The following is a 13,413-nucleotide window of genomic DNA, read 5'->3' as shown; positions in this document are numbered from 1 at the left end:
CGCTTCATCATCAATTCAAAAGATTCGCCGGACGTGCCTAGTGTCCGGCGAAAGGTGCCTGATGCGGCGATTGCCGCATCAGGGTCGGGAGAAATCAGGGCTGTGCCGGCTTCAGCTTGACCATCATCAACCGGGAGTTCGCCCAATTGGGAACGGGGTCCGTATAGGGGTCGGCAATGGTCGGATAGCCTTTCCAATAGGTCGTATCCATCGAAGTGAAGACGTTATAGGACATCAGCGGAATGGTCGGCATCTGCTGCGCAACCAACTTCAGATAGTCCTTGCCAAGTTCGATGCCCTTCGGATCATCGGCGCTGATGCGGCGGATGTTTTCGATGATCTTGTCGAGATCCGGATTGGACCAGCGCTGCCAGTTGCGCGGCGCCTGGTTCTCACCCTTCTTGGCGACGAACTGCGAATGCCAGCTGTCGAGGAAGAAAGACAGATCAGGATCGCCGCCCCAGGTCTCGACGCTCCACGCAATCGCGACCTGATAGTTGCCGGGCTGCAATCCCGCCTGCCAGACGCTGGTGGATGGAGCAGCTTTGGAATCGATCCCGAAGGCTGCCCATTGCTGAGCGATGAGAGTGCCCGCACGGGTAAAGACGGAGCGAGTGTCGCCTTCGACCGTCAGACGGATCTTGAACGGCTGCCCGTCAGGCGTCATCCATTTGCCGCCGACCTTCTTGAAGCCGGCTTTTTCCAATAGCTCGCCGGCGGCCTGCGGATCGGGCTTCCACCAGCCATAGCCGAAGGCATTGCTGATCGCGGCTGGATCGGTCGGAATCTGATCCTTGTATTTCGGCTGCTTGCGCAGGATATCGGCAATCTGCTGACCGATCGTCGGATCGTATGGCTTGATCTTGCGCTTGCCGGTATCGATCTCAAAATTCTTCAGCCAATCCTGCATCGGCGCCTGATAATCCGTCATGGCTACCGCCGTCGGCGGAACGCCGAGTGCGGAGAGCGTGGCGGCGCCGCGATAACTGGCCATATCGACGGCCTTGATATCGATGAGCAATGCCAGGGCCCAGCGCACATCAGGATTCTGGAACAGCGGGTCCTGATTGTTGAAGATCACGGCGGGCAGCGTCGGATCCGGATGCGCGAAGGGGAAGCCGGGGAACCAGCTTTCGACCGTCTTCGATTTCTCCTTCAGCGTGAACATGCCTTCGGGCGTGTTGTCGTGAATGATATCGAGATTGTGCTCGAGCTGCGCGATCGTGCGCTTATCCGGCGGGCCTGGATCGACATAGGTGACATATTTCGGGGCCGGCTCGCCAAAACGGCCTAGCGATGTGCGCTGCCAGTCGTCGCGCTTCTCCCAGGTGTACCATTTGCCCTGCGGATCGTATGCCTTTAGCCTATAGGCGCCGAGCGAGACGGGATTGGCATTATCATAACGAACGGGATCGGCGACCTTCTCGAAGATATGCTTGGGCATGATCCATGCGCCGTTCCAGCGAACAGTGAAGATGGCGTGGAAACGCGAATTCGGCTTCTTCAGCTTGAAGACGACCGTATAGGGATCCGGTGCTTCGACACTTGCAACCTGAACCGAGAAGGCCGCGCTCCAGTTCATGCCCGGATGGTCCATCTGGGTCTTGACGGTGTAGACAACGTCATCGGCGGTGAATTCGACGCCGTCACTCCAATAGAGGCCCTTGCGCAGTTTCACCGTCATCTGGGTGAAATCGTCATTATATTGCGGCTTGTCGGATGCAAGTGAGTTGTCCCAAGCCGAGCCGCCGAGACCTTTCTCCGGATCGATGTACCAGAGCGTGTCCATCGTCAGCTGCTGGAGGCCGGTCGAAACGCCCCCGCCGCCATTGACCCAGATGTTGAACCAGCCCGGATTCTTGATCGTTCCCTCAGGGTTTTCGACGATCAAGGTCTCCTTGCGAGGCAAGGCGGTATAATCTTGAGCCTTGGCTGCCGCGATGAGGCCGAACGTGGCCAGCGCGACGCCGAAGGCAAGCTTCTTCCACTGCTTCATGATCTCCTCCCATTTTTATCGACTGCGCGGCACACTCAAGCGATAGTGAGCAGACCGCGATTTCACCCCTTTTTCCCGGCCGGCCGCTCAAACCAACGTACGGGCCGTCCGGGCCTGCAATGGGTCCTCAGCCGCCTCCTCGCGACCATCAGACCGTTTTCAGTGCCGGGTGCATTCGCCCCGGCCACAAGGTGTCAGACTGCCAGTCGGATCACCGTGTAGGATAGCGGCTTCAGTGTCGCGCGAAGCCGTCCATCCTCGATCTTGGCGTCGCCCGTATTGGTTGGGACGACTGCGTTCGGATGCGCTGCCGTGTTGGTCGCCTGCAAATCGCTGTGAACCATTTCATGCTGTTCGACGACACGGGCTCCGGCAAAGCCTTCGAGGCGCGTATCTAGATCGAGCGCGATGTCGGGATGGCGGTTGACGGCAAAGAGCGTAACCATCTTTCCGATCTCGTCGTGAACGGCCGACACATCGAGATAGGGCACGTCGTCGGCCTCGTCGCTGTCATAGGTCGGGCCGTCGGTGACCAGGCGCAGCGCGTAGCCGCGGCCATATTTCGAGGCGAAATAGAGCGGATAGTAAATCGTCTGCCGCCATGCCGGGCCTCCGTCCTCCGTCATAATTGGCGCGATGACGTTGACGAGCTGGGCAATACAGGCAATGCGCACGCGGTCGGAACGGCGAATGAAGGTGTTGAGAATGCCGCCGACCTGCAGCACGTCCTCGAAATTATAGACATCCTCAAGCAGATGCGGCGCATCCGGCCATTCGTCGCGCGCAAGGATCTCCTTGTCCTGCTGGTTGGAGTGATACCAGACGTTCCATTCGTCGAAGGAAATGCCGATCGTCTTCTTCGAGCGCTTCTTAGCCTTGATATAGTCGATGACGCCGCCGATGGTGACGATATAGCGATCGAGTTTCTCGGCCTTGGCGAGATAGTTCAGCGTATTCTTCTCGCGATTGGCGAAATACATGTGCAGCGAGATATGATCAGCGCTGTCGTAGCACTGCTCCAGAACCTGGGCTTCCCAATCGGGGTAAGTCTTCATGTCCGAGTTGGACGAGCCGCAGACCACCAGTTCAAGCGATTTATCGAAGCCGCGCATGGCCTTGGCGGTCTCGTCGGCCAGGCGGCCATATTCGTAGGCAGACTTGTGACCGACCTGCCAGGGACCATCCATCTCATTGCCCAGGCACCAGAGCTTCACTCCATGCGGATCAGCCCAGCCGTGCTTGCGCCGCAAGTCCGACCAGTATGTGCCGCTCGGATGATTGCAATATTCAAGGAAGTTTCGTGCCGCATCCAGCCCGCGCGAGCCGAGATTGACGGCAAGCATCGGCTTGGTATTGGCCTTCTTGCACCAATCCACGAATTCATTGACGCCGATCTGGTTGCTCTCGCGCGTCCGCCAGGCAAGATCGAGGCGCACCGGCCGCTCAGAACGGGGCCCAACGCCATCTTCCCAATTATAGGCTGAGACGAAATTACCCCCCGGATAACGGCAGTAGGGCGAGTTGAGCTCGCGCACCAGCTCAATCACATCCTTACGGAAACCGTTCTCATCGGCAGTCGGGTGGCCCGGCTCGTAGATGCCGCCATAGATCGCCCGACCCAGATGCTCCAGAAAAGAGCTGTAGAGCCGATCATCGATGTCGGCAATTCGGAAATCACGATGGACGATCACATACGCCTTCACGGCCTTCCTCCCATATATATCAGATATTTCGTTCTTATACCTTGATCTTGATACACTTTTGGAAGGCCGTCAACGCACTCACGGAGGAAAATATCGCAGAAACCACAGGAGCGGCGCGCACGGAATGACAAAACTCTCCGTGAAATCAGTGATTTATGAAAAATATGACTTATCGGAATTTAACTCCGACAATATGCTATGTATCATAAATTACGATACTATTGCGCCAAATCGATGCGCATGAGGATATCACGGCCATAATTGCCGAAACCGCGACCGAAGATATTGATGCCACCGGTGTTGCGCGCATCGTCGGCGATACCGATCCGCAGACGGATCGAGGAATGCTGACTGATGGCAAGGTCATCGATCGTCACATCGGAAGAGGCGACCCCGTCGATGAACGTGCCCTTCTTGGAGATTCGCCAGGTCTTGAGCTTGCCGTATTGAGAACCTTCCAGTTTCCACCAGCTTGGCGTGAAGGCCCCGCGCTTGTCACCATAATCGCCCGGAGAGGTCCACGTGCCGACAGCGACGCCGTTGATCCAGACAGTGATGTCGGACGGCCAATCCGGATTGGTGCCGGGCACTTCGGATGAGAGCTCCATCGAGAATTCGATGGCATTGACGTTTCGGTTCAAGATCTTGGCATTGTTGGGGAATTTATATTCAACATGGCCGCGGCCGAACCAGAGAAGACCGGCCTGCATGCGTTGCGGGTCGAGGAAATAATCGGGAACATCGAGTAGGCCGATGACGCCCTCGGTCGAGCACAGGCCACAAGGCGCATGCGTCTCGCAGCTCGTGTAGAGACCGATTGGCATGGCGACTTCGATCACGTCCTCATCATGCTTGAAGGCCTGGTCCTCGAAGCTCAACAGGATTTCGTCGTAAAGCGCGATGCAGATCTTTTGGTAGCCTTTTCGCGCTTTCGCAGCCTTGGTTTCGACAAGACCGGCCTCCTCCAGGATCATGATACCCGTCGCAACAGTCGATTGCGGCAGATCCAGTTCCCGGGCGATCTCGTTGACGTTCAGTGAGCCTCGGGCGCAAAGCAGCTTCAGCATGTCGACGCGCGCCGGCGCCGATAGCGCCCTGAAGACTGCAGCGTTCTCACCCGCATAAATTGTCAGAAAGCCGCGCTTCATTGAATCCTGAATTCCCCATCAATAGATCTCATTTATATCAGGATTTTTGATTTCACAAGAGATATCAGTTCGAAAGCCCTGACTGGCGCCTTCTCCGCGGAATGAGAAGACGCCAATCCGCTTGTCCGCTACACAACCCGCTGCAACGAAATCGCCGGTAGATCCTCGGACGCCGCCGGCCTCACCGGCAAGTCTCTATTCGCTTCAATGCGGCCGTAATGCCGGAAAGAGAGTAGGAATAGCTCGTCTCAGTGCCTCGTTTCGAGGTTGCCTGCAGCTGCAGCTGCGCGCCGCCTTTCATGGCGTTGACCATGGTCGGCTCCTGCGCCTCGTTCCTTACCCAGCCGTGCCGGTCTTTCGTAAACATCGGGAATGTCTTATCGCCAACCGTCGCCGTCATCTGCGCCCCGTCTTTCAGGTCGTAGCCCATTGCGGCTTCCGGAACCAGTTTGTCACCGGGAGACAGGCGCGAGACGATGAAGAAATTGTCGCCGTGGTCGACACTGGCGGGCTGCTGCGCAACCGGCCTGGATAAAACATAGCAACTGACGCTGTCGCCGGACTTATAAGAATATGCGCCCCAATGATCGAATTGATCGATACGGACGGGCACTTCCGCATGCGCGATACCGGCGCCGAATGCGACGAAGACCAGAGCGGGGGCGAAATTTCTTGCAAACATGGTTTCCTGCCATTTCTTGTTTCAAGGACATTGAAAGCGAGAGATGCACTCACACGCGCGGCAGTTTCGGTGCGGTGCGTTATCCGATTGTTAATGTCTTCGTTAAAATTTGTTCATGTTAGGAAGCGCGCAAGAAACCATATGTGGGAAGAACGCAACCTCGTCGGCATTGACGATCAGTTCACAGTTTGCGCTGTTCCATCCGCTGCATCCATGCACATATAGCCGCCTGAAGCTTCGGCTTTTGCAAGCCATGCCATGAAGACGCAAGCAAGCGGCACCTTTGACGCGCCGGTTTCTGCATGGACATGCGTGATGCAAAAGCAGCCCGTGCTAATCGGATATAATAGGATTGTACCATGAAGAAGATCGGTTTCCTTTCATTCGGCCACTGGACGCCGTCGCCGCAATCGCAGACGCGCTCGGCAGCCGACACGCTGCTACAGTCGATTGATCTCGCCGTCGCGGCGGAACAGCTGGGAGCGGACGGCGCTTATTTTCGCGTGCATCATTTCGCTCGCCAGCTCGCATCGCCCTTCCCGCTGCTGGCGGCTGTCGGCGCCAAGACCAGCCGCATCGAAACAGGCACCGCCGTCATCGACATGCGCTATGAAAACCCGTTCTACATGGCCGAGGATGCGGGCGCTGCCGATCTTATCGCCGGCGGCCGGCTGCAGCTCGGCATCAGCCGCGGCTCGCCCGAACAGGTGATCGATGGATGGCGCCACTTCGGTTATGCGCCGATGGAAGGCGAGAGCGACGCCGACATGGGCCGCAGGCATACGGAAGTGCTGCTCGATCTGCTGCGCGGCGAGGGCTTCGCACAGCCCAATCCTCGGCCAATGTTCCCCAACCCGCCTGGCCTGCTGCGCCTCGAACCCTACTCCGAGGGTTTGCGCGAGCGGATCTGGTGGGGTGCCGGCTCTAATGCCACGGCCGTATGGGCCGCAAAGCTTGGCATGAACCTGCAGAGCTCGACGCTCAAAGACGATGAAAGCGGCCTGCCCTTCCACGTCCAGCAGGCCGATCAGATCAGGCTCTATCGCGAGGCCTGGAAAGAAGCCGGGCACAAGCGCGAGCCGCGGGTTTCGGTCAGCCGCAGCATCTTCGCGCTGGTCAACGATCTCGACCGAGCCTATTTCGGCCAGAGCGGCCAGGATGCAGACAAGATCGGCTTCATCGATGAAAAGACGCGCGCCATCTTCGGCCGCAGCTATGCCGCAGAGCCGGATGTGCTGATCGAACAGTTGGCAAAGGACGAAGCCATCGCCGCGGCAGACACGCTGCTCTTGACCGTGCCGAACCAGCTCGGGGTCGACTATAACGCCCATGTCATCGAGTCCATCCTGACGCATGTCGCACCGGCATTAGGATGGCGCTAGGACGGCTGCGAATGGCGAAGGTACGTCTGCCGACAGGCGAGGTTGCGTGAGGCAGAAAATGGAAGAAACGAAATTGACCGCCCGCGAAAGCCAACTTTCGCGGGCGGTCGTTTCAGATTTTACATCATGAGGGGCGCAGGGCTCGGCAGATCAAGCCAGGGCATTGTGACGCCGCAACAGATGAAGCGCTGCCAGCACCAGCAACGCCATCAGCGTGGCAAAGGCGATCAGAGGCCATGCACTATCGCCATCCAGCGCTGTGACGGCCAGAGTCCCGATGAGACTTACGATCAGACTCTGAATGCAGAAATAGAATGCCACGGCCGATCCGGCGATATCGCCGAACTCCGCCAGCGCCCCGTTCGCCGTCACAGATCCCGCAAAGACGATGCCGACAGCCATGATCCACATCGGAAGCACGAAGCTTGCGAAGGACGGCATCCCATAGAGCTGACCGAGACCAAGAGCTGCCGCACCGATCAGAAGCAGTCCCATACCCCGTGCAGCACAGCCCGCAACGCCCCATCTTTCCACAAACAATCGGGCAAAGCGCGCCGTGATAATCATCACGATGGCGACCGTCGCGAATGCGATGCTGAAACCGAGTTCGGAATAACCGGCCCGGCCGATCAGCACGCGCGGAGCGGTCGAGAAGAACACGAAGAATGTGCCCATGCCCGCGCTGAAGGCCAGTGTATAGGTCCAGAACGATCGGCTTTTAAAGATCGGCCATATGGAACGGCGTGGGCCGGCGGCGCCCTCGGGGCGCGTTTCGTGCCATTTCACAACAGCATGGAGACTTGCAGGAAGCGTCAGCATCGCGAGCACCATGAAGATGGCACGCCACCCGAACTGGTCGGCAATCAGCGCTCCGGCTATCGGACCGAGCGCCGGCACGAAGGACAGGATCGAGCCGAATGTGGCATAGATAATGGCCTGCTCCGGACGATTGCCGTAGACATCCCGCACGGTCGCGAAGGTCGCGACCAAGGCTGCCGACGCGCCTATGGCCTGCAGCAGGCGGCATAGCACGAAGACAGGCGCACCCCATGAAAGGGCAGCTCCGAGAGAGGCAACGGCAAACAGAAACGCACCGGAAAGCAGGACCGGGCGGCGGCCGATGCGATCCGAAAGAGGGCCGAACACGACCTGGCCGAGACCGAGCACGATCATATAGAGGCTCAGTGTCAGCTGGATCACCGCAGGCGTCGTGTTGAGAATGCCGGGCATCGACGGCACGACGGGAAGGTAGATATCCATGGCCAGTGAAGCGAGGATATCAAAAGGCGCCATCAGCAGCAGTGCCGCCGGCAGCGAGTAGGCCCATGACGGGCGTATGTCAGACATGAGAAAATTCCGCTCGAAAGAGAGATCGGGCGGCGCCTGCCACTGGCATCAAAGGGAATGAGTTCGACAGCACGCCGCAACAACAAAAAGCTGTTGCGGCTTATCTATCTGCTGACTTGGAGTTCCCCATGCCTATGGCCCCGTGGCGAGATACGTGATGACCGCAGCGTTTAGCAGATGACATCGGACCGAGCAATGATGTTGCGACGGGCATGGCCGCAACCACCACATGCAATGCAGTCAGCCGCGCATCGAAAATGAGGTGAAAATCTAATGAATTTTTAACCATGACTGTGCCCTAACTGCTTGTAATTTCTTTCTTGGAGCAGATTATGGTGCGCGCATCGAAAATGGACGAGTTGGGAGACCGGCTCGACTTTGTTGGACTGGGACAGGATGCCAGGCAGGCTCTTTCGGAGCTGCAGCCGACTATCGAATCGGCCGTCAAAGACTCTCTCGACACCTTTTACGAGAAGATCACCAAACATCCGGCGATGTCGAAATTCTTTTCGTCGCAGCAGCATGTGCATCACGCCAAATCCAAGCAGCAGGACCATTGGAAGACGATCGCGTCAGGCGCATACGGACCCGATTATGTCGAAGCGGTCTCGGCGGTCGGCAGGACCCATGCCCGCCTCGGCCTCGAGCCGCGCTGGTATATTGGCGGCTATGCCTTGATCCTCGAAGGGATGGTGCGATCGATCGTTGCGCAGCAGCTCAATGGCTTCATGCAGCGCAAGCATGAACAAGCCTTGTCACGGCGGCTGTCGGCGATCGTCAAGGCTGCCCTCGTCGACATGGATTACGGCATTTCGGTTTATCTGCAGGTGCTCGCCGATGAGCGCGACAGCGCGGAATCCGAGCGGGCTGCTGCACAGCGCGAGCAGGAACGCGCGCTTGATGCGCTCGGCATAGCGCTGAACGGCCTTGCGAACGGCGACCTGACGGCTGATATCACAGAAGCCCTTTCGACCGAGTTCGAGGTCCTGAAGAGCAACTACAACGAGTCGCTTGCATCCCTCGGTACTGCGATGCAGCGCATCGAAGATTCGGTGACCCGCGTTCGCGACGAAGCCGGTTCGATCTCGTCCGCCGCTGACAACATGGCAAGGCGCACGGAACAGCAAGCCTCAGCGCTTGAAGAAAGTGCCGCCGCGATCGATCAGATCACCACGATTTCGGAACAGACCGCCGAGCGGACGCGTGAGGTTCAGGCAATCGTCAAGGAATCCGCCTCGGAGGCGGAACGTTCGCGCGAGGTCGTGCAGCAGGCCGTGTCCGCCATGGGCGATATCGAGACCTCGTCGCGCAAGATGACCGATATCATCTCCGTCATCGATGATATCGCCTTCCAGACGAACCTTCTGGCGTTGAACGCCGGCGTCGAGGCCGCCAGAGCCGGAGAACAGGGCAAGGGCTTCGCCGTCGTCGCGCAGGAAGTCCGCGAACTGGCTCAGCGTTCGGCGACCGCCGCAAAAGAAATCAAGGATCTGATCGATAGGTCGTCAAATGACGTGCGCCGCGGCGTCGAACTGGTCAACCGGACCGGCGAGGCACTGGCCTTGATCGGCAATCAGGTCGCGTCCATCGACCGGAACGTCGGCGCGATCGCCCGCTCGGCGCAGGAACAGGCCGCCGGCATCAGCGAGATCAACTCCGCGGTCCGCAACATGGACCAGATGACCCAGCAGAATGTCGCGCTCATGGAAGAGACGAATGCCTCGACGCGGCACCTCGCCGATATCAGCAACGAACTCGCCGGTCTGGTTGGACGCTTCAAGACGGTGCGTTCGGGAACGCGGACAGGCGCTGTCAGGCTGAAAATCGCAAGCTGAAGCGGCCGACGACATCGTTAGCACATTCAATGAGATGGCTTCGAACAATAGTTCGGGGCCGTTTTGCCGCGCATTTAGCCCGGCATCTCCTCGATTTCCGCCAACAGCCATTGGCGAAACACCTTCATGGAAGCCGTTTCCGCTCGCGATTTCAAGCGCGTCAGCCAGTAGCTGCCGGTCATCGCCGTGATCTGGAACGGCTGCATGATCCTGCCGGCCTCGATGTCATGGGAAAACATCGCGACGGGCACGAGCGCGACGCCAACGCCTCGCGCAGCCGCCTCCACGAGCGTCAGCGACGAATCGAACATCCAGCCGCGAAGATGCGGCGGCGGCAGACCCGCCACCCTGAACCAGAGCGACCATTCGTCGACCCGATAGGATCGTAACAGCTCGACATCGGCGAGATCGGCAGGCGTGCGCAATCGCGCGCCGATATCGGGCGTGCAAACCGGGGAGAGCGGCGCATCCATAAGATGGATCGCTTCCGTTCCATGCCAGGCGCCGTCGCCGAAGCGCAGGAAGAAATCCAATCCGTCGAGCACCATGTCGGCGCGATTGTTGTTGGTCTTCAGGCGCAGATCGACATGCGGATGCTGTGCTTTGAAACTGCCGAGACGCGGCAGGAGCCAGCCGATCGCGAAAGTCCCGACGACGCCGATCGTCAGGATCTCGGCGAAATTTCCCTCCTCCAGCTGGCTGAGCGTGGCGCTCATGCGGCGAAAGGCATCGGTCAGCACCGGCAGCAGCGCGTGCCCTTCATCGGTCAGCGCCAGACCGCGCGGCAGGCGCTTGAAAAGGGTTACACCCAGCACGTCTTCCAGCGCCTTGACCTGATGGCTGATCGCCGTCTGCGTGACCCGGAGTTCGAGGCCAGCCCGCGTAAAGCTGCAATGCCGCGCCGAGGCCTCGAAAACGCGCAGCGCGTTCAATGGCAGCTGGGAGATGTCCATTTGTGTCCTAAGGCCAAGTTTTTCTCATGTCTAAGCTCAGAATTGATCGTTTGTCTAGGGCAGAAAGCAGAGCCATAGTCTGCCTCGCAAGGTGATTTGCAGGGTCCCAATGACGTCCACGAGACCCGAGACGCACCTCTTTGCTCAACATCAATCGAAGTGGAAACGTGATGACGATTTTATTGTCGCGCCGGCAAAGCCTTGCCGGCAGCTTGCTTGCACTGCCTGTTCTGGCGGGGCTTAGCGCGGTTGGACGCACTGCAGACGATAATACCGGCGAGGCGCAGCTTGCCACACTCGAAAGCAAGCATCCGGGCCGTATCTGCGTGAGTATTCTCGACACGGCAAGCGGCAGGCGCATCGAGCACCGCGCCGGCGAGCGCATCCTGATGTGCAGCACCTTCAAGGCATTGGCCGCAGCTCTGGTGCTTGCCCGCGTCGACAAGGGCGAAGAGAAGCTCGACCGGCGCGTTCATTACAGGACGAGCGATCTCATCGACTATTCTCCGGCAACCGAACCCAACGCCGGAGACAATGGCATGACCGTTGGCGAACTTTGTGCGGCCGCCGTGACGCTCAGCGACAATACCGCGGCCAACCTGCTGCTCGCGAGCTTTGGCGGCCCAAAGGCGATGACGGCTTTCTGCCGTAGCCTAGGCGACGATCTCACGCGCCTTGACCGCACAGAACCTACATTGAACTACCACGACACTCCGGACGATCAACGCGATACGACGACGGCTTCGGCCATGCTGGAAAATCTGCGGCGGCTTCTGTTCACCGATGCACTGACGCCCGCCTCGCGATCGCAACTGGCCGCCTGGCTGATCACCAACAAGACGGGTGATGCGCGCTTGCGCGCCGGCCTTCCGAAGGGCTGGCTGGTTGGGGACAAGACCGGGACAAACGGCGATAAAGCCGGCAATGCCAATGATATCGCGGTGCTGTGGCCAGCAAACCGTGCGCCCATCATCGTGACAGCCTATTGCGAGATACCGGAAATCGCAGCCGACGAGCGCAACGCCATCATTGCCGAGATCGGCCGGATCGCTGCGACGATCTGAGATCATACGCACCCGATAACAGCCGCCACCGGTCATCACCTCCTTCTCGACCATGCGATCCTGCACGGTCGATCATCACAATGAGGATATCATCTTGAATATACGTACCAATTCTTTGCAGAAGCTCGGTATCGTCGCAGGCTGCCTTTTCTATGGGATCGGTGCCCACGCCGCCGAAGTCGATGACCGGGAGCAGCTGGAGCGAGCTGTCAACGAGATCATTCGTCCGCTCATGAAGGATAACGACGTGCCGGGCATGGCGATCGCGATTGCCGTCAAGGGCAAGCGCTACATCTTCAATTACGGCGTCGCCTCGAAGGAGAGCGGCCAGAAAGTAACGAATGACACGATCTTCGAGCTCGGCTCCATCAGCAAGACCTTTACGGCAGCCCTTGGCTCCTACGCACAGATCAGCGGAAAGCTCTCCTTCTCCGACAAGGCGACAAAATATATGCCGGAACTTGCGGGTACCAGTTTCGACAAGATCAGCCTCCTCGATCTCGCCACATATTCGGCCGGCGGTCTGCCTCTGCAGTTTCCCAATGGGGTAACGGATCAGGACAAGATGGTTGCTTATTATCGCAACTGGCATCCTTCCTTCGCGCCTGGCACCTACAGACAATACTCCAATCCCAGCATCGGCCTGTTCGGTTACCTGGCAGCGCAGGCGATGGGCGAGCCATTTGACACGCTGATGCAGGACAAAATTCTTTCCGGTCTCAACCTCAACCACACCTATATCCGTGTTCCACCGGCCGAGATGGGCAACTATGCCTATGGCTATTCGAAGCAGGGCAAGCCGATCCGCGTCAATGGCGGCGTTTTCGACACGCAGGCCTATGGCATCAAGACTACGGGCTCCGACATGCTTGCCTTTCTCGAGACCAATATGGGCCAAGCAAAGCTCGACGCCACACTTCGGCAGGCAATCGATGCGACGCATGTCGGCTATTATAAGGTCGATAACATGACGCAGGCGCTCGGTTGGGAGATCTATGCCTATCCAACGACGCTTGCCCGGCTGCTTGCCGGTAATTCGACCGACATGGCACGTGAGCCGCATAAGATCACCCGCCTCGATCCGCCGCAGCCGCCGCGCAAGGATGTCCTACTGAACAAGACAGGCTCGACGAACGGCTTCGGCGCCTACGCAGCCTTCATACCGGCCCGGCAGATCGGCATCGTTCTGCTGGCAAACAGAAATTTTCCGATCCCTGCACGCGTTTCGTCAGTCTACAAGATCCTGACTGCCGTCGAAAATCTGGCGGGATCGAAGGAGGCAAAGTAGAGACCGGACTCGAAG

10 protein-coding genes are annotated in these 13,413 nt (G+C 58.6%); 4 read left to right on the top strand and 6 right to left on the bottom strand.

Translation table 11 applies throughout. The features are described 5' to 3' along the window. Positions 1-94 precede the first annotated feature (94 nt). From GDN47_RS11560 to GDN47_RS11545, 4 genes are all read right to left on the bottom strand, one after another. Positions 95-1,996, bottom strand: coding sequence for an ABC transporter substrate-binding protein (locus GDN47_RS11560; protein ID WP_113333286.1), 1,902 nt, complete (start codon positions 1,994-1,996; stop codon positions 95-97). A gap of 194 nt (positions 1,997-2,190) precedes the next feature. Further along, a complete protein-coding gene (gene arfA, locus GDN47_RS11555; RefSeq protein ID WP_113333285.1) occupies positions 2,191-3,699 on the bottom strand; it encodes an arabinosylfuranosidase ArfA in 1,509 nt (502 codons plus the stop codon). 218 nt (positions 3,700-3,917) lie between these two features. After that, positions 3,918-4,847 (bottom strand): ArsR/SmtB family transcription factor, encoded by a 930-nt coding sequence (locus GDN47_RS11550; protein WP_113333284.1) that lies wholly within the window; start codon positions 4,845-4,847, stop codon positions 3,918-3,920. A gap of 181 nt (positions 4,848-5,028) precedes the next feature. Then, a complete protein-coding gene (locus GDN47_RS11545) occupies positions 5,029-5,529 on the bottom strand; it encodes an invasion associated locus B family protein (RefSeq protein ID WP_069614499.1) in 501 nt (166 codons plus the stop codon). Between the two features lie 359 nt (positions 5,530-5,888). Between GDN47_RS11545 and GDN47_RS11540 the strand changes: the two genes are divergently transcribed. Beyond that, positions 5,889-6,911 carry an LLM class flavin-dependent oxidoreductase gene (locus GDN47_RS11540; RefSeq protein WP_113333283.1) on the top strand — a complete coding sequence of 341 codons (1,023 nt, stop codon included), beginning with the start codon at positions 5,889-5,891 and terminating at the stop codon, positions 6,909-6,911. 150 nt (positions 6,912-7,061) lie between these two features. Here the strand turns inward: GDN47_RS11540 and cml are convergent, their stop codons facing one another. After that, on the bottom strand, positions 7,062-8,258 hold the full coding sequence (cml, locus tag GDN47_RS11535; RefSeq protein WP_152093383.1) for a CmlA/FloR family chloramphenicol efflux MFS transporter: 1,197 nt from the start codon (positions 8,256-8,258) through the stop codon (positions 7,062-7,064). Positions 8,259-8,590: 332 nt separating this feature from the next. Between cml and GDN47_RS11530 the strand changes: the two genes are divergently transcribed. Then, complete coding sequence (locus GDN47_RS11530; protein WP_152093382.1) at positions 8,591-10,093, top strand: globin-coupled sensor protein; 1,503 nt, start codon at positions 8,591-8,593, stop codon at positions 10,091-10,093. A gap of 74 nt (positions 10,094-10,167) precedes the next feature. On the opposite strand, the gene GDN47_RS11525 is transcribed toward GDN47_RS11530, so the two are convergent. Beyond that, on the bottom strand, positions 10,168-11,046 hold the full coding sequence (locus GDN47_RS11525) for a LysR family transcriptional regulator (RefSeq protein ID WP_152093381.1): 879 nt from the start codon (positions 11,044-11,046) through the stop codon (positions 10,168-10,170). Positions 11,047-11,216: 170 nt separating this feature from the next. Between GDN47_RS11525 and bla the strand changes: the two genes are divergently transcribed. Next, positions 11,217-12,110, top strand: a complete 894-nt coding sequence (gene bla, locus GDN47_RS11520; protein WP_152093380.1) for a class A beta-lactamase — start codon at positions 11,217-11,219, stop codon at positions 12,108-12,110. A gap of 100 nt (positions 12,111-12,210) precedes the next feature. Then, positions 12,211-13,398, top strand: coding sequence for a class C beta-lactamase (gene ampC, locus GDN47_RS11515; RefSeq protein WP_371865496.1), 1,188 nt, complete (start codon positions 12,211-12,213; stop codon positions 13,396-13,398). Positions 13,399-13,413: the final 15 nt, after the last annotated feature.

The organism is Martinezella dioscoreae (assembly GCF_009176305.1).
GTDB lineage: Bacteria > Pseudomonadota > Alphaproteobacteria > Rhizobiales > Rhizobiaceae > Rhizobium > Rhizobium dioscoreae.
This window is presented reverse-complemented; position numbering and strand designations above follow the sequence as displayed.

Excerpts from the sequence above, each read along its gene's own strand:
- GDN47_RS11540 (WP_113333283.1), top strand. The coding sequence starts at position 5,889 with ATGAAGAAGATCGGTTTCCTTTCATTCGGCCACTGGACGCCGTCGCCG.
- GDN47_RS11545 (WP_069614499.1), bottom strand. The coding sequence starts at position 5,529 with ATGTTTGCAAGAAATTTCGCCCCCGCTCTGGTCTTCGTCGCATTCGGC.
- bla (WP_152093380.1), top strand. The coding sequence starts at position 11,217 with ATGACGATTTTATTGTCGCGCCGGCAAAGCCTTGCCGGCAGCTTGCTT.
- GDN47_RS11560 (WP_113333286.1), bottom strand. The coding sequence starts at position 1,996 with ATGAAGCAGTGGAAGAAGCTTGCCTTCGGCGTCGCGCTGGCCACGTTC.
- GDN47_RS11530 (WP_152093382.1), top strand. The coding sequence starts at position 8,591 with ATGGTGCGCGCATCGAAAATGGACGAGTTGGGAGACCGGCTCGACTTT.
- GDN47_RS11550 (WP_113333284.1), bottom strand. The coding sequence starts at position 4,847 with ATGAAGCGCGGCTTTCTGACAATTTATGCGGGTGAGAACGCTGCAGTC.
- GDN47_RS11525 (WP_152093381.1), bottom strand. The coding sequence starts at position 11,046 with ATGGACATCTCCCAGCTGCCATTGAACGCGCTGCGCGTTTTCGAGGCC.
- cml (WP_152093383.1), bottom strand. The coding sequence starts at position 8,258 with ATGTCTGACATACGCCCGTCATGGGCCTACTCGCTGCCGGCGGCACTG.